Below are 24,075 nucleotides of genomic sequence, written 5' to 3'. Positions count from 1 at the left end.
CTCCTTGCTGCTCGGTTTGTGTGATGCGGTTGGCCATGGCCAACCACGGTTATTGCGGGGCGCGGGCCTTAGCCCTTGCCGGATTTCCAGTTCTGGTACAGCGCGGCGAGCCGTGCCTCGACAAAGCCGATGAAACCAGTGTCGCTTTGCCCGGATACCTCGATGGTCAGCCGGTTGCCGCGCGCCGTGCTGCGCACCGGGGCTGCGGGCGGCAATGCCGGGGCAGGGGGGCGGCGCCCGTCTTGCTTCGCCAATACGCGGATCAAGCCGCTTAGCCGGTCCGTGGGCGAGGCGACATCCGGGATCATCGCCAACAGCGCGGCCTCGTCCGGGGCATCGTCCAACTTCAACAGCCGGCGCAGTTCCAGCCACGGACGGCGGCCCGCGTCATGGGCGGCCCCGATGGCGTAGATCACTGCATCGGGCACATCGCGCGCCACGCCGATCAGCTTGCTGAGCGTGCCCTTGTCCACCGCCAGCACATCGCCGATATCGGCGCGGCTGAACCCCTGTTCTTCCAGGCGGACCGCGAAAATCGCCTGTTCGATAAAGCTGCGTTCCAACCGGGCGGAGTTTTCCAGCGCCTGGCTGATCAGCGCCTCGCGGTGATCCATCTCGCGGATATAGGCGCGCACCTTGATGCCCAGGACGCGGCAGGCGGCGATGCGGCGGCGCCCATAGACCACCTCGTAGCGCGGCCCGGCGCCGCGCCGGAATCGCAACAGGGCAGGAAGCTGCTGCCCCGATGCCCGGATCGAGGCGACAAGATCATCCAGCCCCTGCGCCACGTCAAACCGGTCGGCGATGTCGGAATCCGCGATTTCGGCCGGGTCGATGTCTTGCGGGGCCTGCGCGGACACTTGCGACAGCACGTCGGACATGCTGCGCAGCGACTTGGGGGCGGCGCCCGGGACAGGGGCCTCGAGGGTGTCGCGGCTGCCCATTTGCGCAAGGCTCTTGGCCAGAAGGTCTCGTTTCATGGCTTGCTGTCCCTCCCCCATGCAGTCTGGATCATCCGTTCGATATCGTTGGAAAACCCGATGACAGAGTTAATCGCGCGTTCGTAGGTCTTGCGGTTGCGGCTTGCGCCAAGGTCGACCTCGAAGATGGTTTTCTGCGCCAGCCCCGCCTCGGACACGGCCGAGGATTTCACGAAGGGCGTTTCGATCACGCTGTCGCCCAGCAGTTTGCGGATCCATTCGGACAGGTCCTGCTGGGTGCTGATCGCGGTGTCGAAGCGGGTCAGAAGATAGGCGAAATTGTCATAGGCCCCGACGCCGCCATTGGCGTGCAGCACCTCGAGCACGCCCGAGGCCATGGTCAGGAACTGGCTGGCCGACGCCAGATCGACCCGTTCGGGGATGATGGTCATCAGCAAGGAGGACGACGCGCAGACCGCCGACATGGTCAGATAGCCCAGCTGCGGCGGGCAATCGATCAGGATGATGTCGTAATCGTCTTCGACCTGCCGAAGGCTGTCGCGGATGCGGTTGAAAAACACCGGCTGTTCGCCCCGGCTCAGCGCGGTCGGCGTTTCGGTTTCGTATTCCGACAGGATGATGCCGCCGGGCACCAGATCAAGGCCGGGGAAATAGGTCTTGCGCAACACATCGGTGATCGGCACGCGGGTGCTGTCGCCGTCATTGTAGCGGATTGCGTCGTAAAGCGTGCCGCCTTCGCGGAAATCCAGTTCGGGCTGGTAGCCGAAGAACGTGGTCAATGACGCCTGCGGGTCGGCATCCACAAGGCACACCCGATAGCCGCGCAGCGCCAGCCGCATGCCCAGCGTGACCGTGGTGGTGGTCTTGGAGGAGCCGCCCTTGAAGTTGACCGTGGACCAGATCTGCAGCTTGTCGCCGTCGCGTCGCCCGGGCAGAAACTGGAACGGATCCTTGGCGGTCTGCGACAGCGCGTGTCGGATCTTGCGGATGTCATCGGCGGAATACAGGCGTTTGCCGCCCGCGCCCTGTTCGACCTCGGGGATGCGCCCGTCGAAATGCGCCTTGCGCAGGTAGCCATCCGAGACGCGCAGCAGCTCGGCGACCTCGGCGGTGGTGAAGCTGCGCAGGCTCTTTTCCTCGCGCGGGGCAAGGAACAGTTTGGACATGTGTTCAAGCGCCTCAGAGAGCCGCCCGGCATCCGCCTTGAGCTTGTCGTGAAGGATCGGATAGCTCATGCCATGTCCGCCTGAATCTGTCTGCCGCCTGCGCGCCCCGCTTGCGTTCCACCTGTCGATCATGTGCTGCCGACTGCACCAAGGAACGCGCTGGGCGCATTTTTGTTGTTTACGCGTTACAGGTATGCCGGGTTGGGGGGTGGATCTCAAGGAAAATCGCCTACGGAATTTGCGGGGCAGGGCGGTGCGCAGGGCGAAAGGCGCGCCGGAACTTTTAGCGATACATCAAGCACATTAGGTAAGTTGCTGTTTTTGAGACAAAAAAGCATTCACAACTTATCCACAACCCAAGGACAGGTCAGCTTGGTCTATATGGCGGTGCAACGGGTTGCGCGCGGCTCGTAACGCAGGACGGGGGCGGATCGCGCGATTCTCATCCCCCAGCGCTTTGGAAAGAGCTGCGAGGAAAGCCAACGCCTCGGCCTGATCATGCTGCGGGAATCGGCCACCGGTTCCCGCTGGCATCCGGGGCACCGCGCCCTTGACGTTGAAGCGCAAGGCCGCGATATCATCGATCCCAGCCGATCCGGTTCATTGATCACATAAAATATCGTATATGATGTTTAAACCAGCGATCATACCCTATATCATATCGTATGTGATCATTTGACGCACGGGAATACATGGCCTATCTTGATGCTCTCAAATCTGCCGAGGATCTGCGCGTCGGGATCGCGGATGCGGCGCGGGCGCGGCGGCTGGCGTCGAACCTGACCCAGGACGAGCTGAGCCTGCGGTCCGGGGTGTCGATTGCGACGCTTCGCCGTTTCGAAGCTGGCGGGGCGGCCAGCCTTGAAACCGTGCTGCGCATCGCCGAGGCGCTTGGGGCGCTCGAAGGGTTTGCCGACCTGTTCCCGATGCCTCGGGCGCAGACGCTTGACGATCTCGAGACGCTGCCGAAACGCCAGCGCGCCAGCGCAAGGCCCAAGCCATGATCCCGCGTCTAGAGGTCGGTCTGGATTTCGGCGGCGATGCGATGATGCGGGTCGGGCAGCTGGGACGTGATCCGCGCGATCGGGTCACGGTGCTGGAATGGGACAGGGATTTCGCGGCGGCCTCGTTGCCGATCCTGCCGCTGGGCAGCGGTTACGACGGGCTGCTGTGGCCTGACCGCGCCCGTGGCGCGACCTTGCCCGGCCTGTTCGAAGACAGCCTTCCGGACGGTTGGGGCCGGCTGCTTCTGGATCGCGAGATGGCCGCTCGCGGGATCGGTCGCGCCGGGATCGGCGACCTTGAGCGGCTGGCCTTCGTTGGATGCCACGGTTCAGGGGCGTTGACCTATGTGCCCGAGACCGGCGGGGAAGGGCCCGGCGAAATCGACCTGGGCTGGTTCGAGGCCATCATCCCCCGCGTCGAAGAGGATGCAACCGCCGACGACCTGACCCGCCTGCGCCGGATTTCGGGTGGCAGCCAAGGCGCGCGGCCGAAATTCGTCGCGCAGATGAACGGGGGCCGTCTGCGCAGTCACCGATTGCCCTTGGCCCACGGATGGCGCCATGTGCTGATCAAGGCACGGGCGGCGGGCGATCCGGTCGGCAGTATCGAGGCAGAGCTGGCCTATGGCGCGGCGATGCGCCTTGCGGGCATCGACACAAGCCCCATGACCCGGCTGACCGGCGCCAGCGAAAGCTTTTTCGTGACCGATCGCTTCGACAGGCCGGGCGATGGCAGGCTGCATCTTGCGACGGTCGCGGGGATGCTGGATTGCGGCATGGCATATGGGGCGGTCGATTACGCCGACCTGATGAAGCTGGCGCGCATCGTCTGCCGGGATGTGCGCGCGGTAGAGCAGATGTTTCGGCGCATGGTGTTCAATGTCCGCGCGCTCAATCGGGACGACCACGTGCGCAACCACGGCTTTCTCATGGACAGCGCGGGCGCCTGGCGCCTGGCCCCCGCATATGATGTGTCCTGGTCGCTGGGGCCGGGCGGCGAACATTCACTTGCCCTGGCCGGGGAGGGAAGGCGCCCCGGCGCGGCGGCGCTTGCCGAAGTGGCAAGGGGGGCAGGGCTGCGCCCGCGCAGTGCCGCGCGGATCATCGACGAGGTCGATGCCGCCCTGTCCCAATGGCCGCGCCTTGCCGAGCAATTCCTGGTGCCGCCCGCGCTTGATCGCGAGATCGCTGCCGCCCTGGCCGAGGCGCGGCGCTGGCGCTAGGCGTTTGCCCCCCGGCTCGCAGCAAACCCGGGGGCTTTGTCAGGTTGTTGGCGCCGAAGCGGCAGGGTAAATCTCTGTGATGCTGAACATCGAAGATTTGTCCCGGATCAAAGGCTTCCGATTTCCTCGGAGCGTCATTGGCTACGCCGTTTGGGCATACCATCGGTTCGCCCTGAGCCTGCGCGACGTCGAGGATCTCCTAGCCGAGCGCGGTATCTGCGTTTCGTACGAGACGATCCGGGATTGGGTGTCCCGGTTTGGCCACCAAATTGCAGCCAAAATCCGGCGCGACCGCCCGCGACCGGCCGATAAGTGGCATCTTGATGAAGCCGTGATCCGGATCAAAGGCCGGAGCCACTGGCTTTGGCGGGCTGTCGACGCCAATGGCGATGTGCTCGATATCCTGGTCCAATCGCGCCGCAACAAGGCTGCGGCGCTGCGTTTCCTCCGCAAACTCATGAAACGCTGGGGCCAGCCCCGGGTCCTCGTCACGGACAAACTGGGGTCCTACGGGGCGGCCAAGGCGGAGATCGCACCGGGGCTCGAACACCGCCAGCACAAAGGATTGAACAATCGGGGCGAGGCGTCCCACTGTCACACAAGGCGGCGCGAGAAGATCATGGGCCGCTTCAAATCCCCGCAACAGGCGCAGACGTTCCTGTCAGTGCATGACCAGGCCGCCAGTCTGTTCGGCCCGAAACGTCACCGTCTGTCCGCAAGATCCTACCGACATGCCCGGTCCGCTGCGTTCTTGCTGTGGGCAGGCTATGCAGCCGAGTTGACCGTCTGAGTTTGGGCTCCACCGCAAATTCGGGGTGATACCAGCAACCTGACAAAGCCCATCTGCGAGCGCCTGGCCCGCCACATTTAGTCGTGGGACTAGCTTTTGGTCAGTGAAATCGAAATCTGCGCCTTCGAACGCATCGAACACCAGCCCAAGAATCGCAAGGATCCGCGCATTTAACCGCCCACCCTGAAGCACGTCCAAGATCGTGGTGGCAGCGTGCACCCCGTCGGCATCAGCGGCTAACCCGGCACGCTGCATATCTCGAATGGGGCGGTGACGCCGGCATCCAGATTGCGGGTGGCGCCGAAAAGGGGGATGGGGGCGCTACGCACCGGTGAGAATTGCGTCCAAGATGAAGGCCGTGGTCAGGCCCACACCTAGATCCCCCATGGCTGATCGAAGCGCGTTCGGATTGACCTTCCCGTCTCGAAGCGCACCGCGCGCCATGAAGGCAGCCCCGATCAGGATGGAAGAGTTGGCAGTGTCGAGAACCTCATCAGGAATGGTCTCTCCCTCGAGCAGACCGAACGCCTCGCGAACCTCGGCGTCGAGTTGTTCGTTGCTGAACCCGCTGCCCGTGACATCCGGTCTCATCATCCTCTCGGCAACCTCTTCCTTCACGCGGATATTGATGCCGGGGTAGGTGGCCAGATGGTCGTAGACCTCCGTAGGGGACGCAACCGCCTTCAGCTGGACCTCTCCAATCACCTCGCCGTCGATCGATGTGAAGAACACATCGGACCCTTGGTGGTTCGTCGTCTCATGCAAATGGGCGGTCACCGCATCCCCATTCGCGTTTTCGGCCGCCGCGAAGAGCATCTCGTGATAGATGCCTTTCACGTTGGAGATCACACCGCGCAGCTGGTCCGGGCCAAGCCGCGCCAGATACGATCCAAGATCCTGCTCCGACGCCGTTGAAAGATCGCTGCTGGATCGACGCAGCGCCTCGATCACCAAATGCTCTTCGACGCTCCACGCCTGCTTTCCGTCCTCGATCAGGCGCTGCAGCGTGACTGCAATGACGACGGCCGCACTGCGTCGGGCTACGCCTTGTCCCATTTTTCGGCGATGTGGGATAGTTTCGCGTGTCCCTTTTGCAAACGTCTTGCAGGAAAGAAAGCGAGAGAGGCTTTGGGGGATCTGCATGGCTTTCCTTTGACTTTATCCTGACATATATAAAGATCAGCAAGCGTTTCCGCGAGCGGCTGAAGCGCTTGCTTCGAGAGAAGCCGCATTTCGACCCTCGTCGGGGGGCTGGCCTGCCCATGCATGATCCGGACCGGGGCCGCGATGCGCAACGCAGCGTAAAGCGCGGCCTGTTCGCCGGGCAACAGATCCTCTGCAATCCTTCGACGTCCGAAAATCTTTCGTCGGCAGTAGACTGCTGCCGGGACCGCCGCGACCAGCGCACCGCCGGTCAGCATGACGCCGCCGGCCGCAACCCCCAATCCAACGCTCGACCCGATCCAATAGAGTGTTGCCGTGGTCGCTGCTGCACCGGATAGGCCCCCAATGGCTGCCCCGGTACTGGCGAGACCAAAAGCGCCGATGCCGCTGAACGTTCCGGCCATGATGCTGGCAGCAACCAGCTTGGAGGTCGCGACGCCCACGATGACTCCGGCGGTGCGGTTCGAGTCCTGCAAGATGGCGGCAACGATCATCGTCAGCGCCTTGTCTAGCTTCTCGAGATCCTTGGTTGCAGTGCGCCCATGTCGAGCACTGATGGGTTTTGCGAGCGTAAGAGGCGTCTCTGCCATGCGGTTCGACTATGTGTTGCAATAATTCCGCTTAGCCTGACTTGCGCACCCGGGAAGCACAAGAGGCCGCAGACGATGTGAACAGGCGGGCAAGACCTATAGCCGCTTCTCTTAAATGCCGATTGGTCCTGTTCGCCCTGTGCTCAGGGCTCAAGGCAAGCTTGCCAAACTACGCTCTCCGATTGCAGCAGCAGGAGTAGACAGACGATCGAAGCGTGGGATCAAATGCTCAGAGTGTCAGAACCCTGAAAACACCATGTCGAGCGCTCGTCGGATCTCGTAATCCTGGCTCGAAAGGTCTGCGATGGCAGGTTGCTCGAGAAGGCTGGACGGCACAGCTGCCATTTCGGCAGTATGAAGCACATGCGCGATCCCGGCGACCTTTAGCAGCGGTTCCAGCCGATCAAGCGCCATGGGGCCGTGATCGCGTGGGATCAGAGGGGCAACGACGCGGGTGCCCGTGTCGATCAGGTCCGTCTGCAGATCCAGGACCAGTCGGCCACCGGGCAGCCGGTGAACGTGGAACTGTGTCATTCGTCGACGCGGAGCACTTGCAGGTCGGCGAGGGGCGCGCCATTCCGCTCGATCCAGACCCTGCGCTCGGCGATGGCATCAGCATTTCGCCGAGACCAGTCCTCGGCCTCAGCTTTCGCGACCGCAAGGGTCAATGCCGCGTCACTGATCTCGGACACGTTCAGGTGAAGGGCCCGGGCCCTGGCCAGCGTGTCGGCGCTCAGGGTGACATTGGTTCTGCGTTTTTCGCGGTTTGGCTGAGCCATGGTATCTCCATTCGCGGCACGATTCATACACATTTAGAATACACACTGCAAGGTTTCGGATTTGCGCGACAGGTCTATCGTATTGGGCCCGCAGAACTGGCCGCCGTGTGGAACATCTACGTGGGTGGACGTAAGGGGGCATTTCCCTGTCGCGCTGCCAGGCGTACCCTCAGCGGCTGCGTTCGATGGCTGGAGGCGTGACTGGCCGCCGCGAAACCGGCGCGGGTGAGACCTGCCTTATAGCCCCCCGCGGTCTGAATCCGGTTTATCGCTTGGCCAGAATACCCGATTGTGCTGCAAGCGCACCTGCGATGAAGGGAACCAGACGTGCAGATCATCGATGGCTTCACAGGACATGAGCAGACGATCATCGATCTGTTCACCGAGACGTTCGCCGCGTCGGAAGGACCAGATGAGGGCGCATTGATTGGCGATTTGGTTCGAGATCTGTTTGCACGAACGCAGGCGTCCGAGATTCACGCGTTCCGGGCGGAAGAAAACGGCCAGCTGGTCGGAGCGGTTGTCTTCACGCGCCTGACCTACCCGGGCGACCCTCGCTACGTGGTCTTGCTTTCACCAATGGCCGTGGCAACCGCCTTTCAGCGGCAAGGGATTGGCCAAGCCCTCATCTCTGGCGCGTTGGAAACTCTACGCTCCGGGGGGGCGGAGATCGCGATAACCTACGGCGATCCAGACTATTACCGCCGGGTCGGATTCAATCCTATCACAGAGGATCAGGCACTGGCGCCGTTGCCGCTCAGCTTCCCCCATGGATGGATCGGGCAATCCCTGACCGGAGACGCGATGCCCAGTCTCATCGGAACACCGACATGTGTTCCCGCATTGAACAGAGCCGACATCTGGTAGTCTTTGCGCGAGGAGCGTGCACGTCGCAAAGAGGCTGCACCAACGAGCAATACGACTGCGGATACCTCTGAGACCGATGCACAGCGTTTGCTGGTCACAGGATCCTGGCTGGAAGTCGGCGGAACTCGGGGCAGGGCAGAGGACCGCCCCGCTTTGTGAAGCACCCCAAGCCCTTCTGACCCATTGGTATTGTTGTCGGAAACGAGTCATCGGAGTCTTGCCTTGAGAGGCTTGCGGCGGCACGTTCGAAAAAGCATCTCAACGCGAGGCGGGGCAATGCATTATACAGATTGGCCCGGCAAGAGCCCGGCGAGCCCGGATGGTGTTGCGCACCCGGCGGTGTATCACATGCTGGATGTCGCCGCTGTCGCGGAGATCCTGATCGCCCGCTTTGCCTTTGATGCCCCCCTGAGAGAGGCGCTGGTGCTTCTCGTTGCGCTGCACGATCTTGGCAAGATCAGCGACAGCTTCCGGCGCATGCTGGAGGAGGGACGGGTGCAGCCCCACAGGCACTGGCAACTGAGCGAAGTGCTGCTGCACAGGCATGATGGCCGCCTTTCCGGGGCGCTGGGCGGCACCCCCTTGCAACGGCAGCTGCTTTACGCCGCGACGGCGGGCCATCATGGGCGCCCGCCCGATCTTGCGCTTGGCGCGTTGCCGGCGTCGTCGACCTCGCGGCAATTGCGCAGGCTGCTGCAAGCGGTCGGCTCCGGAGAGGCCCCGGCTGGGCAGGTGATCGACGCCTTCTGCGGGCTCTGGCCCGCGGCGTCGCTGAATGGGCTGGGCGATGACGCCGCGCGGCAGCTGTCCTGGTGGTTGCCGGGGCTGTGCGCGGCGGCCGACTGGATCGGGTCGAACACGCGCTGGTTCACGGCGGCTGCATCCGGGGCAGGGCTGGCGGAGTATCTCGCGCAGACCCGGCGGATCGCCGATGTGGCGGTGATCGAGGCCGGGCTTGGCGGAGGCGCGCTGCAAGCGGGGCCGATCTTTGATTTCGCGCTGCGCCCGATGCAGAGGGCCTGCAGGGACATGCCGTTGCCAGATGGCCCGATGCTTGCGGTGATCGAGGATGAAACCGGCGCGGGAAAGACCGAGGCCGCGCTGATCCTCGCCCATCGCATGGCGCTGGCGGGAAAGGGCAGGGGGCTTTACTTTGCGCTGCCCACCATGGCCACCGCGGATGCCATGTTCAGCCGGACCGCCAATATGATCGGGCGGATGTACCGGAATGCCAGTCTGACGCTGGCGCATGGCCGGTCCGATCTGTCCGCTGCATTTCGGGACATGGTTTCAGGCGGGGCGCGCGGCGAAGACGAGGCAAGTTGCACGGTTTGGCTTGCCGAGAGCCGCCGCCGGGCCTTGTTGGCGGATGTTGGTGTTGGCACCATTGATCAGGCGCTGTTGTCGGTGCTGCCGGTCAAGCACCAGCCCTTGCGCCACTTTGGCCTGTCCTCGAAGATCCTGGTGGTCGACGAAGTGCATGAGATGGGCGAGCCCTACGTCGCAAGGGAACTGGAGCGCCTTTTGCGGATGCATCGCGCGGCGGGCGGCTCGGCCATTGTGCTGACGGCGACGCTGCCCCTGGACCTGCGCAGGATGCTGCTGGAAACCTATGGCGAGGCGCCGGACAGCCCGGCCTATCCGGCGCTGAGCGTGGCGGGTGGCCCGGCCCGGACCACGTTCGCGCAGGACGACCGGCCCCGGAAAGGGCCTGTCCGGATTTCCCGTCTCTCCTCGGCCGAGGAAGCGGTGGAGCTCATCGCCGACAGCGCCGCGCTGGGCGCTGCCTGCGTCTGGGTGCGCAATGCGGTGGACGAGGCGATCGCGGCGCCCGTGCTGCATGTGCTCTCGCCCGATCCGGATGCCGTGGCCGATGAGCGCTGGTTGCAGCCGGCGCTGGGCAAGGGGGCCTGGGTATATTCGCTGGCGGATGTCTGGCGCACGGCGCGGGTGCTGTTCGCCAAGGGGGAACTCCGGGCGCCCGACGGGCTTCGCGCCCTGATCGAATCCGTGCATGGCCCGGACGCCGAAGAGGTGCCGGATGTGCTGGTGGCCGCCGAACTCGAGATCACCGGCAAGCGCATGGCCGAGGGTACGCAGGCGCAGGCACCGGCTGCCCCTCGGCCACGGATGGCGCCATGTGCTGATCAAGGCACGGGCGGCGGGCGATCCGGTCGGCAGCATCGAGGCAGAGCTGGCCTATGGCGCGGCGATGCGCCTTGCGGGCATCGACACAAGCCCCATGACCCGGCTGACCGGCGCCAGCGAAAGCTTTTTCGTGACCGACCGTTTCGACAGGCCGGGCGATGGCAGGCTGCATCTTGCGACGGTCGCGGGGATGCTGGATTGCGGCATGACATATGGGGCGGTCGATTACGCCGACCTGATGAAGCTGGCGCGCATCGTCTGCCGCGATGTGCGCGCGGCAGAGCAGATGTTCCGGCGCATGGTGTTCAATGTGCGCGCGCTCAATCGGGATGACCACGTGCGCAATCACGGCTTTCTCATGGACAGGGCGGGCGCCTGGCCCCGGCATATGATGTGTCCTGGTCCCAGGGGCCGGGCGGCGAACATTCGCTTGCCGTGGCCGGGGAGGGAAGGTGCCCCGGCGCGGCGGCGCTTGCCGACGTGGCAAGGGGGGCAGGGCTGCGCCCGCGCAGCGCCGCGCGGATCATCGACGAGGTCGATGCCGCCCTGTCCCAATGGCCGCGCCTTGCCGAGCAATTCGCGGTGCCGCCCGCGCTTGATCGCGAGATCGCGGCCGCCCTGGCCGAGGCGCGGCGCTGGCGCTAGGCGTTGCCCCCCGGGTTCGCGGCGCAAACCCGGGCCGCTTCAGGCCTGAGCAAGCCGGAAGGCGCGCAGCCGTGGCAGAACGGCGCCAAGGTCAAGCGGTTCGCCCTTGCCGAAACCCATGTAAACGCTGCGAAACAGGCCGTATAGCTCTTGGTAGACGGCTTGGCGCGCTGGGTCGGGATCGAAGCGGCGTGCAGCCGGGGCAAGCCGGTCCTGCGCGCTTGCGATGTCGGCAAAAAGCCCCGCCGCGACCGAGCCCACGATGCAGGCCCCCACCCCCGTGGGCGAGCTTTGCGGCACCAGCACGCTCGGTCTCGGTTTTCCCAGTCTCGGTTTGCTCAGTGCCGGCTTGGCAGGTGGTTCTTGACCGATGTGAGGTGATTGCGCATGCGTTCCTCGGCTCCGGCGGGATCGCGCGCGGCGATGGTGGCGATGATGGCATCGTGCTCGGCAAAGGCGAAATGCGTGTTCGGAGGGCGGCTGTTGGTTCTTTTGAGGTTCCATAGCACGGCGCGCCGCACGGAATTCAGTTCGTTGAACAAATGGATCAGCAATTTGTTGTGCGTCGCGTGGGCAATGCAGTTGTGCAGGTTGGTGTCGGCGGCCTCGTAAAGACGCCAGTCCGTTGCCTGCCGCCCGCGTGCCGCCCAGGACCGGATCTGAACAAGATCCGCCGGTGTGGCGTATTCGGCCGCCAGCCGGGCCAGTTGCGGTTCAATGGCCAGGCGCGCATCCAGCAGCGGCACCGGGCGCGCCAGATCGCGTAGATAGGCCAGATCGTGCAGGTTGTGGACGGGGCGGGCCCCGAGAAACGTGCCTCTGCCGACGTGTCGCCAGATCAGGCCGTCCCTTTCAAGCTCGGACAGGGCCTTGCGTAGCTCGAACCGGCTTACGCCGAAATGCTCGGTCAGCTTGCGTTCGGGGGGGATGCGATGGCTGTGGGAAAACCCCTCATCGATCAGGTACTGCCGCAGGCGGGATGCCAAGGGCATGGCATCCGGTGTGTCGTGTCTGCGATCCAATTCGGTCATTGGTTGTGCCTTTGGGAATTGATAAAACTCATTAGTCTCAGTGGCCTAACGGTTCTCAATCCAGAGTGGGGCGCAACAGTCCTGTCTGCAATATCGTTGGGAAAACCAATTCTCTTATTGGTTGCGTGCCACGAACAGGCTTCGTGCGCTACCAGTTTCCAATGCAGGTGCATGGCGGCTTGGAGGAGAACTATGCGTATTGCCAAGATTTCGGACGGAACGAAGATCAGGACAGCGATCCTTGAGGAGGGTGGATCTGCACGTATCGTACCATGGGAACTGGAGGCGCTGATCGCTGCGGGTGACGCGGCGCTGGCTGATTTGCAGGACCAGAGCGCGCTTGTGCAGCTGGCTCCGGGTGCGTTCCGGCTTGTGGCGCCTTACCCGTCGCGGGCAAAGAATGTGTTCTGCGTCGGGCGCAACTACATGGCGCATGTTGCCGAAGGGGACCGGGCGCAGAAGCAAAATGTCGGTGTCACCGAGGTGCCGGTTTTCTTTACCAAACCCCCCACCGCCATTACCGATCCAGACGGGACGATCCCGATCTTTCCACATGTGTCGACCGCTATTGATTACGAGGTCGAACTTGGCGTGGTCATCGGCAAACCCGGGCGCGACATCCCGCCAGAGCGCGCGATGGAGCATGTGTTTGGCTACACGATCGTCAACGATATCAGCGCACGCGATGTTCAGCGCCGCCATGGGGGGCAGTATTTCAAGGGCAAGGGGCTGGATGGGTCCTGTCCGATCGGGCCGGTGATCGTAACGGCGGACGCCATCGGCGATCCCCACGCGCTGGCGATCCGCTGTTCTGTCAATGGCGAGCTGCGTCAGGACGGAAACACGCGGGATATGGTGTTCAACATCCCGACGCTGATCGCGTCCCTGTCTCAGGGCATGACGCTCGAGCCGGGTGATATTCTGGCCACGGGCACGCCCTCTGGCGTGGGCTACGCCATGGACCCGCCGCGCTACCTGCAAGACGGCGACAGCGTCACTTGCGAGATCGAAGGCATCGGGCGTCTGACGAATGTCATGCGCCTTGAGGGCAGTGCCAGACAGCACGTCGCCTGATCGAAAACCGCAGTCCGGCCGGAGGAGGGCCGGGGGGCGGTGTCAAAGCCAGATAGGGAGGATATTCATGGCTTATTCCAAATTCCTGACGGCCGCAGTTTCGGCTGTTGTGCTCGTGGCCGCCACAGGGGCGGGTTTTGCGCAAGACCTGCGCAAGATCACCTTTGCGCAACCAAGCGCCTCGGCGATCAATTCGTTTCCGGTCTATATCGCCATCGGCGAGGGCTATTTCGCCGACGAAGGTCTGGAGGTGCAGGTCGAGACGGTCAACGGATCGGGGTCTGTGCTCCAGGCGCTGGCTGCGGGACAGGCGGATTTCGGCCGTCCCGGACCCGGGCCGCTGCTGACCGCCCGGTCGCGGGGGGTCGATGCGGTGTTTATCTACAACGTCGCCGCCCGCGCCAATTTCGGCATCATGGTCGAAGAGGACAGCCCGTTTCAGACACCTGCCGACCTGGCGGACAAGGTCATCGGAACCGGCACCGCCGATGGCGCCGAGGTCGGTTTTGCCCGCAATGTGATGAGCGGGGCGGGCATGGTGCCCGGCAAGGATTTCAAGATGATGACGGTGGGCGATGGCGGGCCTGCCACGGCGGCATTCCTGCGGGGCGACATCTCGGCCTATTCGGCCTCGGTCGCGGATGCGGCGGTGCTGGTGCAGCGGGGCGTTCCGCTGCGGGATATCACGCCGGCGGAATTTGCGCGCTTTTTCGGCAATGGACTCGTGACGATGAACGAGACCATCCAGCAAGACCCCGCGCTGGTCGAGGGCTTCGTGCGGGCCTTCATGAAAGGCCAGATCTTCGCCATGGATGAGGCCAACCGCGAAGCCTCGCTTGATCACTTTGCCGCCGGCTTCCCGCAGGAAATCGAAGACCGGGATTTCGCCTCGGCCCTGTTCACGGCGGTGCGGTCGAAATCCATCCCGCTGGAAGAGGACAAGGGGCTTGGCTACCTGCCGCCCGCTGTTTGGGACGAATGGCAGGCGAGCCTGATCGCCAATGGTGACCTCGCCGCGCCGCTCGACGATCTGAGCGCCGCCTTTACCAACGATTTTGTAAGCAAGATCAGCGCGGAGTTGAACTGATGGCCGCCGTCGCAAACGTTTCCGCCCTAAGCATACCGCCAAAGGCCGAGACCGTTTACGAGCTGACGGGCGTAGGGAAAACCTACGCCCGCAACCAGGTTCGCGCGCTGGAAGGGATTTCCCTGGCGCTGGAGCGGGGCAGCTTTTCGTCGGTCATCGGCTCGTCGGGCTGTGGTAAATCCACGCTGTTGAAAGTCATGGCGGGCTTGATCCCGCCCTCCAGCGGGCGGGTGGTCATCAACGGTCAACCGGTGCGCGGCCCGCGTCGCGATATCGGCATGATGTTTCAGCAGGCCACGCTGTTTCCGTGGCGCACCACGATCGAAAATGTGCTGCTGCCGATCGAGATCAACGCCGGCAAATCCGCCGCCAAAGCCGCTCGGGAGCGGGGCGAAAAACTGCTGGAACTGGTTGGGCTTGGCGGGTTTGAAAACGTCTATCCCAACGAATTGTCCGGTGGCATGGCCCAACGGGCGGCCATCTGCCGGATGCTGGTAACCGAACCGGACATGATCCTGCTGGATGAACCGTTTTCCGCGCTGGATGAGATTTCGCGCGATTTCATGAACATGGAGCTTCAGCGCATCTGCGCTGAAACCGAGGCCACGGCGTTCCTTGTGACGCATTCGATCTCGGAAGCGGTCATCCTGTCGGATCGGGTCTATGTGCTGGCCCCGCGCCCGGGGCGCATCGCCGAGGTGGTGGAAATCGATCTGCCGCGCCCGCGCACGCTGGACATGATCACCACGCCAAAGTTCGGCGCTTTGGTCGAACGCATTCGCACCCGTCTGGACCAGGGAGATTTCGAATGACCGATGTGTCACCCACCCCGCTTGAAGACACCATCTGGGAAGAAAAGCCCGCGCTGATCGACAGCATCCCGAGGCCGGTTCAGATCGCATTCGTGGCTGTGGTGTTCCTGGCGGTCTGGCAGGCGATCACCATGTCAGCACTTGTGCCTCCGATCATTCTGCCAACCCCGCTGGAAACCTGGAACGACATGATGCTCGTCGGCGCGAATGTGCTTTCCGGCGGCTACATGTTGGAATCGCTTTGGACGACGGTCAAGACGGTGATGTATGGCTATGTGCTGGCGATCACCATCGGCTTGACGCTGGGGATCGTCGTCGGGGAAACAAAGTTCGGCGAACGCGCGATCATGCCATACCTCGTGGCGATCGACACCATGCCCAAGGTCGCCTTTGCGCCGCTGTTCGTCGCTTGGCTGGGCTTTGACATCGACAGCAAGGTGGCGCTTGCGGCCTTTATCGCGACCTTCCCGATCGTGGTGGGCACCGCGGCGGGGCTGCATGCGCCCGACGCCAACGCGCGCATGTTGTTCAAGACGATGGGCGCCAGCCGCTGGCAGACGCTTTACAAGATGAAGCTGCCGACGGGTCTGCCGCAGATCTTCACCGGGCTCAAGATCGGATCGGTCGGTGTCATGGCCGGAGCGATCACCGGTGAATTTCTGGGCGGTGGCAACGGGTTCGGCGAACTGATCCGCGTCGCGGCATCGCAGCTGAATACGCCGCGCGTGTTCTCGTTGATCCTGTATCTCAGCCTTGTGGGGCTGGCGCTGTTTGCCGCCACGGCCTATGCGCAGCGCGTGCTGGTGTTCTGGCACAAGGACCGCGTTCACGGATCGGACGAGTGAGCGTGACCACCGATCGCATTCCGGCGGATCGTCTTGTCGCCTTCGTGGCGCGGGTCCTTGGCGCTGTCGGGGTGCCACCCGAGGAGGCCGCCGAGGTCGCCCGGACCATGGTCGAAGCGGATCTTCTTGGCTACGACACCCACGGTGTGTTCCGGTTGAAGCAATATGTGGATCGGTTGCGGGCGGGGGGGACCCTGGCCGCGTCGCGCCCGGTCATCTTGCAGGAAACGGCAGCGACGGCCCTTGTTGATGGGCAGAACGGCATGGGGCATCTGGCGATGAATTTCGCCGTTGCGCTCGCCATGTCCAAGGCCCGCGACACCGGGGTCGGTTGGGTCGGTCTGCGCGGGTCCAACCACGCGGGGCCGGCGGCGCTCTATGTGCGCCCGCAGGCAAAGGCGGGCATGATCGGCATGGTCGGAGCCGTCGGCAGCGCCAACCACATGCCGGCCTGGAACGGGATGGACTTGTTGCTGGGCACCAACCCGCTGGCCATCTCGGCACCGGGCGGCTCTGGTGCGCCCTTCGTGCTGGACATGGCGACGACCGTGGCCGCCATGGGCAAGATCAAGACGCTGGCGCAACGGGGCGAACCGATGCCCGAAGGCTGGATGATCGACCGCAATGGTGATGCGATGACCGATCCCGCACAACGCGACAACGGCTTTCTTTTGCCGGTCGGGGGCCCCAAGGGCTATGGTCTTGCGCTGGCCATCGGCCTGCTTGCGGGCGCGGTGAATGGCGCAGCGCTTGGGTCAAACGTGGTGAACTTTACCGCCGACAAAGAGACCCCGACCAATACCGGACAATTCGTCATGGCTCTTGACGTGAGGGCGTTTGGTTCAGTCGAGACCTTTGGTCACAGCGTTGACAGGGTCTTTGATGAATTGATCGGTTCGACGGCTTTGCCGGGAACCGATGGACCGCGTATCCCGGGCGCAAATCGCGAGGCTATCCGATTGCGCAATATAACCGAGGGGATCGCGCTTGCAGCGGCGCTGCGCGGCAAGCTTGAAGACCTGGCGCATGAGGTCGACGTGACGGGGCTATGAGACCGGCGCTGGCCGTGCCCCTTCGATCAGCAGCAGGCCAGATCGGGGTTTGGGACCTCTGCGTTACAGGGAGAGCTTCGAGCACGGTTTGATGTTTTGACCACGACGCGCAGATCCCAAACCGGCCATGAGGCAGAAGGCCTCGAGAAAAGGCCTCACACATGGAGGCGGCGTCTGCGGCCCACGTTGTAGATGAGCTTTTGCGCTGCGAGGTGATACCCATCTCATGATGGGGCGTGCGTTTCGCAATGTGCGCGACAGATTCGTTTCTCAAATCTCTGGGCGTCGAGATCTAGGCGTCGGGTCACCGGCGCTGGCCGGACGATGCCAAGGCTCGCGCTGTTGCAGAGACCTTGGAGCCGGGGGCGACAGTGAATGCGGTGGCCGGTCGGTATGGCAGGGCCGCCCGAAACAGGCGATGGTCGGCGGCGCGCCGCGCCTGCGCATGTCGTCGCAATCCATCAAGCGCGCCCTGCGCGAGAGCAGTTTTTTCGCGCTTGACCTGAAGGAGCATACGGGAACCCGCACGAAGCATCTTCATGGCAAGCTGGTCGCAGCCTTGACCGGGAACGGCGTTGCCGAAGAAGATGCCACCAAGGCCGCTGACACGGTTGCAGGGATCTTCGGCAAGCTGGAAACAGTCAAGAAGGGGGAGACCTCCGAGACCCGCGCGACGACGCTGGCCTTCATCTCTCCGGCAGAATGGGCGCTGGCCGAGGACCTCGCAGGCAAGATCGTTGCAGGCGAGAAACTTCCGGCGGAAAAAGACCTCAAGAAGCTGGTGTTGCGCCGTGCCGATGGTGCGATCGACATCGCCATGTTTGGCCGGATGCTGGCCGCCGACGCCGATTTCAACCGGGATGCCGCGGTACAGGTCGCCCATGCGATCACCACCCATAGCGCGCAGGCCGAGGAAGACTGGTTCTCGGCGGTCGACGATCTCAACAAACTGGAGGACACCGGGGCAGGGCATCTCGGGGAAATCGCCTTCGGGTCGGGCATCTACTACCAGTATGTCTGCGTCGACTGCGATCTGCTGGTCGAGAACCTTGGCGGCGATCGCGCGCTTGCGGCCAAAGGCATCGAGGCGCTGACCCGTGCCATTGCCCAGACCACGCCGCGTGGCAAGCAGAACAGTTTCGCCCACCACCCGATGGCCTACCACATCCGGGCCGAGCGCGGCTCCCGCGCGCCGCGCGACCTGTCGGGGGCGTTCTTCAAACCCGTTGAGAAGAAGCTGCAGACCCTTGGGGTAAATGACCTTGAAACCGGGTCCGTGGTTGCGATGACGCAGACCGCCGCGCACATCGACGCCTGCTATTTCGAGGGCGTGGCGGAAGAGTTCCGGACCCTCGACACGCTCAAGGGCGAGGGGACGCTGGGTGAGATCGTCCGCTTTGCCACCGAAGCCGTCGGGGCGGCCTGATGCCATCGTTTCTTGTCTTCTCCCTCGCGGCCAGCCTGGGCGCCATGGGCGAGCTGGCAGGCCACGAGCGGCGCGGCTCGTTGGTCTGGCCGGGGCGCGCGGCGCTGATCGGACTCATGGGCGCGGCGCTGGGCATCCGGCGAGACGGCGACTTCTCGTGGCTCGAGGCTCTGGAAATTTCAGTGGCGATCTTTGAGGCCGGGGTGCCGCTCCGGGATTATCATACGGTGCAGACCATACCGTCTGCCACGGTCAAGCAGCCAAATTCGCGCCCCGAAGCGCTGCGGGCCGCGGGGCACCGCGCCAATACAACGATCACCTTGCGCGACTACCGGGCCGGCCCGCTCTATGGCGTGGTCGTGAGCGGGGAGGGGCTTGCCGCGATTGCCGCAGCGCTTCGGTGCCCTCAGTTCACGCTTTACCTCGGGCGCAAGTCCTGTCCGCTGTCTGCGCCGACCGGGGCCCGGCTGGTCGAGGCAGACACGACCGAGGCCGCCCTGGCGCAGGTGAGGCTGCCGCCCTGGTGGGCTGGGGCCATCGCGCATACGCTTGTCGAAACGGATCCGGGCGGCGAGACTGTCAACGACATGCCCCTGGACCGGGCGCGCTGGCATCATGGCCCGCGCCGGGTTGCCATGCGCCGGGTCAGGATTGCGCCGGGAGCTCCGGCATGACGCTCTATCTCAGCCGGATCCGACTGTCGCGCAGCCCCTCGGCACAGGCGCTTGCCCCGCTGCTGACGCCCAAGTCGACAGGGCTGCGCCGCTCGGCCGCGCATAACCTGCTCTGGTCGGCGTTTTCCGACGGACCGGATCGACAGCGCGATTTCCTATGGCGCGAAGACGAGAGCGGCGCGTTCATCGTGCTCTCCGTGCGTCCGCCGATCGTCTCGGACCTGTTCGAGCCGCACCAGGTAAAGCCCTTCGCGCCGACACTCCGTCCTGGCGACCGGCTGGCCTTCCGCCTGCGCGCCAATGCCACCCGCATGAAGCGCGGCGGGCAGCGGGTCGACGTGGTGATGGATGCGCTGCACGGCCTGCCGCGCGAAGAGCGCGCCGCACACCGTATGGAACTGGCGAGCAGCGCTGGGCGCGACTGGATGTCCCGGCAGGGTGAGCGGTCGGGATTCCGCCTGCTGGAGGCCACGGCCGAAGACTATTCTGCCGAGGCTCTTTCAGCTCATCGGGGCCCCCGAAAGGGCCAGCCGCAGTTCGGTATCCTCGATCTGGCGGGGCAACTGGAGGTGAGCGAGCCGGCGGCATTCGTGGCGGCGCTGGGCGCGGGATTCGGGCGGGCAAAAGCCTTTGGCTGCGGCCTCATGCTGATCCGGCGGGCACCGTGACGCAACGGCCAAAGGGCGATCTTCCGGGTCTTGCCCCACCGCGCCCGATCCCGCTGAAGGATCGCGCGTCGCTGGTCTTTGTCGAACGCGCGCGGCTGGACGTCGCCGATGGTGCCTTTGTCGCGGTGAATGCCGACGGCACGCGCACCCAGATCCCGGTGGGTGGCCTTGCCGGGATCATGCTGGAACCGGGCGCCCGCATCAGCCATGCCGCGGTGGCCCTGGCGGCGCGGGTCGGCACGCTGATCACCTGGATCGGCGAGGGCGGCGTGCGGCTGTATTCGGCCGGGCAGCCGGGCGGGGCGCGCTCGGACCGGTTGCTCTGGCAGGCCCGCATCGCGCTCGACGACAGCGCCCGCCTGCGCGTCGTGCGAAAGATGTATGCGATGCGCTTCGGCGAGGACGCGCCGCAGCGCCGCTCCATCGACCAGCTGCGTGGCATCGAGGGCGTACGGGTGCGGGAAAGCTATGCGCTTCTGGCTGCCCGGTACGGCGTGGAGTGGAAGCGGCGGCGCTACGATCCCACAGACTGGGAGGCCGCAGATCTGCCCAACCGCTGTCTGTCGGCGGCGACCGCCTGCCTGCATGGCTTGACCGAGGCCGCGGTGCTGGCCGCAGGCTACGCGCCGGCCATCGGCTTCCTGCACACCGGCAAGCCGCTTTCCTTCGTTTACGACATCGCGGATCTCTACAAGCTGGAAACCGTTGTTCCTGAAGCGTTTCGGATCGCAGGGCAAGCGGCGAAGGGCAAGCTCGACATGGCCCCAGACCGCGCCGTGCGGCTCGCCTGCCGCGATGCCTTTCGCAAAAGCGGGCTGCTTGGCCGTATCATCCCCGCGATCGAGGAGGCTCTCGAGGCCGGCGACCTGCTGCGTCCCGACCCGCCGCCCGAAGCCATGCCGGTTGCCTTCAAGGCGCCCGGATCCGGCGATCCAGGCCACCGGGGATGATGGTCGTGGTCGTGACCAACGCGCCCCCGAGGTTGCGCGGTCGGCTCGCAGCCTGGCTCGTCGAATTGCGTGCCGGTGTCTACGTCGGGACCTACTCTGCACGCACCAGGGACATGATCTGGGAGCAAGTGCTCGGAGGGCTGGACGGGGGCGACGCTGTCATGGTCTGGAAGGCCCCCACCGACCAGGGCTATGACTTTCGCACCGCAGGGCAGAACCGACGCATGCCGGTGGATTTCGATGGTTTGAAGCTGGTGAGCTTTTTTCCGGAGAGGTGAGGACAGCCGCAGTTTTCCGACTAAACAGTCGGTACGCTCTTTGACATCGATAATTTTTCGGTAGATCAATGGTCTACAGGAAGACTGTTCCCCGCACACGCGGGGATGAACCGGCTCTAACGGGCGGCGAGGCAATTATGATCCGCTGTTCCCCGCACACGCGGGGATGAACCGGCGGAGAGCCCGACCCGGGAAATGCACATTTTCGGTTCCCCGCACACGCGGGGATGAACCGGCCCGCCGCGCGGCATCCTTCAGAGCCGCATGCTGTTCCCCGCACACGCGGGGATGAACCGGCGGGCTGCGGTATTCCATCATTACGGGCGGCACTGTTCCCCGCACACGCGGGGATGAACCGCGGCGTGACGCGCAGGGGGTCCAGCACATGAACTGTTCCCCGCACACGCGGGGATGAACCGGCGCATCTGTGCCGGGATCTGGTGGCGCTTGGCTGTTCCCCGCGCACGCGGGGATGAACCGCTCATGGGCTACGGCTGCGACCCGTTCACGACCTGTTCCCCGCACAGGCGGGGATGAGCCGGGATCCGACGCGAGGCTGGATCTGGTGCGCCTCTGTTCTCCGCACAGGCCTGGATGGACCGGTAGCGGGGGTGTACCTGTTTGAAGAGGGGAGCAGGTTTTGAAGTGGGTGTTCAAACTGTATTTCTCCAACGGCTTGGCACCGAGATTTCTGGGACACGCCAGGATCCCAGCTCTCTCTTGGCTGCAACACCGCTGATTTCGGCCCGGTTCATTCCCCCAATGCTTGATGCGCGAACCGACCTGGTTGCGAGGTTTTGGATCAGCCGGGCCGGTGCGAAGCTGGCCGCGCCTTTCCCAAGTGTGGCGGTACGGAAATATGCCCCTGAATTGCCGATGTCAGACGCAACCTCGAGCATGTAGTAGACGAACATCGCCACATTTCGATTGCCGTGCTGCTGTATGGCCTCGTCGAGGACCGATGGTTCGATCCCGAGCATCTTGGCAAAGGATTTGGAGGACCGATATACGGCGCTCCAGTCCTGAGGGGGTCCTTCAGTGTAAAAGGCAGACGCCTCGCGACAGGCCGCATTCAGGAACGCAAGGCTGACCGGTTCTTCAGCCTCGTCGCTATCTATATATTTTTGTTCTGTTTCTGATATAGATTGGTGGCGGTCAGTTTGGCTGTCGCTGGCGGTCAGTTTCTTTGCCTGGGCCCGTGGCGCCTCAAAGTTATCCACAGACAGAACAAGCTCGTCATATAAATTTTGCAGAGCGGCAAAACCCAGTTTCCGGCGGAGCTTGCGACGCAGCTCTTCGGGCATGAGGTTATCCGGATCCTCGAGCTCGATGTGTTTGAGGATTGTCTGGATTTTTGCTTTCAACAGCTTGCACGCCTGCTCACACGATGCGCGCTGTCCTGCCTTGTACATGATCTCTGAGGATCGTTCGAACAATGGCGTCAGGGAGAAACCGAAACTCAGGATCTCATCCTGACTGCGCAGCCGGTACCGCTTTCCGTTCGGGCTGTCCTGTCGCTCGATGAATCCGCACAGGGCGAGCCTCTCGGTGTACCGCCGCAACGTCCTTTCCGAAATGCCGCCTGCATAATCTGCAAGTGTGCGGTTTGAGGCGAAGATCACCTCGCCCTGATCGGGCTTCAAGAGCCGCAGCATGACTTCGAGCAGGTTGACATGCGCCGCTTTCAGGCCGAACTCATCCTTGATGGATCGTAAGGCCCGGATAAGCGACCAACGGTTTTCGGCGACCTGCGGGGCAAGCCGGCGCTGGACAGATGAATTTCCTGCCATTCTCGATTTGAACGACGACCTGTCAGAGAGCCAAGGCAAGAAATCCGGGCGCGATCAATGGGCACCCGAAGGCAACAACGCATGCCGATGGGATGCACCGCGAGGTGCATTTTCATTGACCCTTCTGAAGGGGATTGTTACACCAAAGTTGCTACACAGTGATGAGGGCTCTTCAGGGGATACCTTGGAGGGCTCTTTTCGTGTGGTCTTCGTTACTCTCCCTTTTCGTTATGCCACTCGTCAGCCATTTATTGGCTTAAACAAGCGGTGTTCCTGCCATTGACGTGCCGTCAGCGACGATGATGCGCTAAAGACGCATCTGTCGGTAGATCTGTCATTTGTCCGGCTGCTGGGCCGTCCCTCAAACGTGCCGACGTGGTCTCGATTTTGATGGGCGGTTTTACCGAGCATCGATGCACGCCAAGCATAAACATCTAAAACTGGTCTGAAAAGTCGGTGTTGTGTGAGACTGCGTGGTCGTCCACCGTTTGCCCGTTTGCCCGTTTGCCCGTTCGTCTGTCCGCGGGAGGCCATCACCTCGACCCGAAGCGCGCGCAAACTGCCCGCCGACACGATGACCAGACGGCCGTCTCTCAGCATTGCAACGGATCCCCAAGGGAGACTCGACTGACAGGCGGAGATCGTGAACTTGGGTCATGGCACCCGGTATTGGTGTCCTCTTGACGCTCACCCTGTGTCATGGAGATGGCTGTCGGGTGTTTACTATTGATGACATTTTTCCAAAGCCTTGTGAGACGCATCAATCCCGGCGAGACCTCGGAAAAAAGAACATATGAAGTTGATTAATAACATGTTTTTTGTCCGTAAACCTCTGGCCTTCTGACCATTATGAGGCGCCAAAGGGACCATTGAACATTTGACACGTGGATACGGAACCGGCGAGGCCGGGCATCTGGCGAAAGACAATGGGTTCAGGGTGCTCGATCAGGTCATGCGGTTGCAGCGCCGCCCGGCATGCCTTGGTTGCGGGTCGGGGTAGTGTCCCAACGCTTGGTGTAGGAGGCCGCGCGCGGAGCCCCCGGCGTAGCGCAGCGCGCGGCCGGGTGTGAC

Annotated in this window: 23 protein-coding genes, 3 pseudogenes and 1 CRISPR repeat array; of the genes and pseudogenes, 17 read left to right on the top strand and 9 right to left on the bottom strand. The window is 63.6% G+C overall.

The annotated features are described in order from the left end of the window. Positions 1 to 68 precede the first annotated feature (68 nt). Positions 69 to 980, bottom strand: coding sequence for a plasmid partitioning protein RepB (gene repB / locus Q4543_RS18440; protein ID WP_303440703.1), 912 nt, complete (start codon positions 978 to 980; stop codon positions 69 to 71). Further along, positions 977 to 2,176 (bottom strand): plasmid partitioning protein RepA, encoded by a 1,200-nt coding sequence (gene repA / locus Q4543_RS18435; protein WP_303440701.1) that lies wholly within the window; start codon positions 2,174 to 2,176, stop codon positions 977 to 979. The genes repB and repA overlap by 4 nt, the downstream gene beginning before the upstream one ends. 623 nt (positions 2,177 to 2,799) lie before the next feature. Here repA and Q4543_RS18430 point away from each other — a divergent pair. The 3 genes from Q4543_RS18430 (at position 2,800) to Q4543_RS18420 (ending at position 5,124) form a co-directional block, all read left to right on the top strand. Continuing rightward, positions 2,800 to 3,111 (top strand): helix-turn-helix domain-containing protein, encoded by a 312-nt coding sequence (locus Q4543_RS18430; protein ID WP_303440699.1) that lies wholly within the window; start codon positions 2,800 to 2,802, stop codon positions 3,109 to 3,111. Next, the gene (locus tag Q4543_RS18425) at positions 3,108 to 4,334 is read left to right on the top strand and encodes a type II toxin-antitoxin system HipA family toxin (RefSeq protein WP_303440697.1); all 1,227 of its coding nucleotides are present in this window, start codon (positions 3,108 to 3,110) and stop codon (positions 4,332 to 4,334) included. Before Q4543_RS18430 ends, Q4543_RS18425 begins: the two co-directional genes overlap by 4 nt. Before the next feature lie 79 nt (positions 4,335 to 4,413). Then, complete coding sequence (locus tag Q4543_RS18420; RefSeq protein ID WP_303440695.1) at positions 4,414 to 5,124, top strand: IS6 family transposase; 711 nt, start codon at positions 4,414 to 4,416, stop codon at positions 5,122 to 5,124. Positions 5,125 to 5,445: 321 nt separating this feature from the next. On the opposite strand, the gene Q4543_RS18415 is transcribed toward Q4543_RS18420, so the two are convergent. The 4 genes from Q4543_RS18415 to Q4543_RS18400 form a co-directional block, all read right to left on the bottom strand. Further along, positions 5,446 to 6,267, bottom strand: a complete 822-nt coding sequence (locus tag Q4543_RS18415; RefSeq protein WP_303440693.1) for a hypothetical protein — start codon at positions 6,265 to 6,267, stop codon at positions 5,446 to 5,448. Further along, positions 6,165 to 6,878 (bottom strand): hypothetical protein, encoded by a 714-nt coding sequence (locus Q4543_RS18410; protein WP_303440692.1) that lies wholly within the window; start codon positions 6,876 to 6,878, stop codon positions 6,165 to 6,167. The genes Q4543_RS18415 and Q4543_RS18410 overlap by 103 nt, the downstream gene beginning before the upstream one ends. 237 nt (positions 6,879 to 7,115) lie before the next feature. Next, a complete protein-coding gene (locus Q4543_RS18405; protein WP_303440690.1) occupies positions 7,116 to 7,412 on the bottom strand; it encodes a CcdB family protein in 297 nt (98 codons plus the stop codon). Continuing rightward, on the bottom strand, positions 7,409 to 7,657 hold the full coding sequence (locus Q4543_RS18400) for a type II toxin-antitoxin system CcdA family antitoxin (protein ID WP_303440689.1): 249 nt from the start codon (positions 7,655 to 7,657) through the stop codon (positions 7,409 to 7,411). Before Q4543_RS18400 ends, Q4543_RS18405 begins: the two co-directional genes overlap by 4 nt. Positions 7,658 to 7,984: 327 nt before the next feature. Here Q4543_RS18400 and Q4543_RS18395 point away from each other — a divergent pair, with 327 nt between their 5' ends. The 4 genes and pseudogenes from Q4543_RS18395 to Q4543_RS18385 all read left to right on the top strand — a co-directional run bounded on the left by Q4543_RS18395 (position 7,985) and on the right by Q4543_RS18385 (position 11,317). Beyond that, complete coding sequence (locus Q4543_RS18395) at positions 7,985 to 8,524, top strand: GNAT family N-acetyltransferase (RefSeq protein ID WP_303440688.1); 540 nt, start codon at positions 7,985 to 7,987, stop codon at positions 8,522 to 8,524. Between the two features lie 276 nt (positions 8,525 to 8,800). Then, a pseudogene (locus Q4543_RS24640) lies at positions 8,801 to 10,099 on the top strand (CRISPR-associated endonuclease Cas3''); the annotation flags it as partial. 439 nt (positions 10,100 to 10,538) lie between these two features. Continuing rightward, positions 10,539 to 10,991: pseudogene (locus Q4543_RS24635) on the top strand (HipA domain-containing protein); the annotation flags it as partial. Positions 10,992 to 11,065: 74 nt separating this feature from the next. Further along, positions 11,066 to 11,317 (top strand): hypothetical protein, encoded by a 252-nt coding sequence (locus tag Q4543_RS18385; protein ID WP_303440686.1) that lies wholly within the window; start codon positions 11,066 to 11,068, stop codon positions 11,315 to 11,317. Positions 11,318 to 11,356: 39 nt separating this feature from the next. Here Q4543_RS18385 and Q4543_RS18380 read toward each other — a convergent pair whose 3' ends face one another. Both Q4543_RS18380 and Q4543_RS18375 read right to left on the bottom strand, forming a co-directional pair. Further along, positions 11,357 to 11,623 (bottom strand): hypothetical protein, encoded by a 267-nt coding sequence (locus Q4543_RS18380; RefSeq protein ID WP_303440684.1) that lies wholly within the window; start codon positions 11,621 to 11,623, stop codon positions 11,357 to 11,359. Positions 11,624 to 11,655: 32 nt separating this feature from the next. Then, positions 11,656 to 12,348, bottom strand: a complete 693-nt coding sequence (locus Q4543_RS18375) for a FadR/GntR family transcriptional regulator (RefSeq protein WP_303440683.1) — start codon at positions 12,346 to 12,348, stop codon at positions 11,656 to 11,658. A 192-nt stretch (positions 12,349 to 12,540) separates the two neighbouring features. Between Q4543_RS18375 and Q4543_RS18370 the strand changes: the two genes are divergently transcribed. From Q4543_RS18370 to cas2e, 10 genes and pseudogenes are all read left to right on the top strand, one after another. Next, the gene (locus Q4543_RS18370; protein ID WP_303440681.1) at positions 12,541 to 13,422 is read left to right on the top strand and encodes a fumarylacetoacetate hydrolase family protein; all 882 of its coding nucleotides are present in this window, start codon (positions 12,541 to 12,543) and stop codon (positions 13,420 to 13,422) included. A 67-nt stretch (positions 13,423 to 13,489) separates the two neighbouring features. Next, on the top strand, positions 13,490 to 14,509 hold the full coding sequence (locus tag Q4543_RS18365; protein WP_303440679.1) for an ABC transporter substrate-binding protein: 1,020 nt from the start codon (positions 13,490 to 13,492) through the stop codon (positions 14,507 to 14,509). After that, positions 14,509 to 15,321, top strand: coding sequence for an ABC transporter ATP-binding protein (locus Q4543_RS18360; RefSeq protein WP_303440678.1), 813 nt, complete (start codon positions 14,509 to 14,511; stop codon positions 15,319 to 15,321). Before Q4543_RS18365 ends, Q4543_RS18360 begins: the two co-directional genes overlap by 1 nt. Beyond that, positions 15,318 to 16,166: an ABC transporter permease gene (locus Q4543_RS18355; RefSeq protein ID WP_303440677.1), complete on the top strand. Its 849-nt coding sequence runs from the start codon at positions 15,318 to 15,320 to the stop codon at positions 16,164 to 16,166. Before Q4543_RS18360 ends, Q4543_RS18355 begins: the two co-directional genes overlap by 4 nt. Further along, complete coding sequence (locus Q4543_RS18350; RefSeq protein ID WP_303440676.1) at positions 16,163 to 17,218, top strand: Ldh family oxidoreductase; 1,056 nt, start codon at positions 16,163 to 16,165, stop codon at positions 17,216 to 17,218. Before Q4543_RS18355 ends, Q4543_RS18350 begins: the two co-directional genes overlap by 4 nt. A 412-nt stretch (positions 17,219 to 17,630) precedes the next feature. Further along, a pseudogene (gene cas7e, locus Q4543_RS18345) lies at positions 17,631 to 18,644 on the top strand (type I-E CRISPR-associated protein Cas7/Cse4/CasC); the annotation flags it as partial. Further along, positions 18,644 to 19,318: a type I-E CRISPR-associated protein Cas5/CasD gene (gene cas5e / locus Q4543_RS18340; protein ID WP_303440674.1), complete on the top strand. Its 675-nt coding sequence runs from the start codon at positions 18,644 to 18,646 to the stop codon at positions 19,316 to 19,318. The pseudogene cas7e and the gene cas5e, both read left to right, overlap by 1 nt. After that, a complete protein-coding gene (gene cas6e, locus Q4543_RS18335) occupies positions 19,315 to 19,986 on the top strand; it encodes a type I-E CRISPR-associated protein Cas6/Cse3/CasE (RefSeq protein ID WP_303440672.1) in 672 nt (223 codons plus the stop codon). Before cas5e ends, cas6e begins: the two co-directional genes overlap by 4 nt. Beyond that, positions 19,983 to 20,936, top strand: coding sequence for a type I-E CRISPR-associated endonuclease Cas1e (cas1e, locus tag Q4543_RS18330; protein ID WP_303440670.1), 954 nt, complete (start codon positions 19,983 to 19,985; stop codon positions 20,934 to 20,936). The genes cas6e and cas1e overlap by 4 nt, the downstream gene beginning before the upstream one ends. Next, positions 20,933 to 21,214: a type I-E CRISPR-associated endoribonuclease Cas2e gene (cas2e, locus tag Q4543_RS18325; RefSeq protein ID WP_303440668.1), complete on the top strand. Its 282-nt coding sequence runs from the start codon at positions 20,933 to 20,935 to the stop codon at positions 21,212 to 21,214. Before cas1e ends, cas2e begins: the two co-directional genes overlap by 4 nt. A gap of 84 nt (positions 21,215 to 21,298) precedes the next feature. Beyond that, a CRISPR array of direct repeats spans positions 21,299 to 21,817; the repeat unit is 29 nt; unit sequence CTGTTCCCCGCACACGCGGGGATGAACCG. A 50-nt stretch (positions 21,818 to 21,867) separates the two neighbouring features. On the opposite strand, the gene repC is transcribed toward cas2e, so the two are convergent. Continuing rightward, positions 21,868 to 23,004, bottom strand: coding sequence for a plasmid replication protein RepC (repC, locus tag Q4543_RS18320; protein ID WP_303440666.1), 1,137 nt, complete (start codon positions 23,002 to 23,004; stop codon positions 21,868 to 21,870). Positions 23,005 to 24,075 lie beyond the last annotated feature (1,071 nt).

The organism is Salipiger sp. 1_MG-2023 (assembly GCF_030547555.1).
Lineage (GTDB): Bacteria > Pseudomonadota > Alphaproteobacteria > Rhodobacterales > Rhodobacteraceae > Salipiger.
This window is presented reverse-complemented; position numbering and strand designations above follow the sequence as displayed.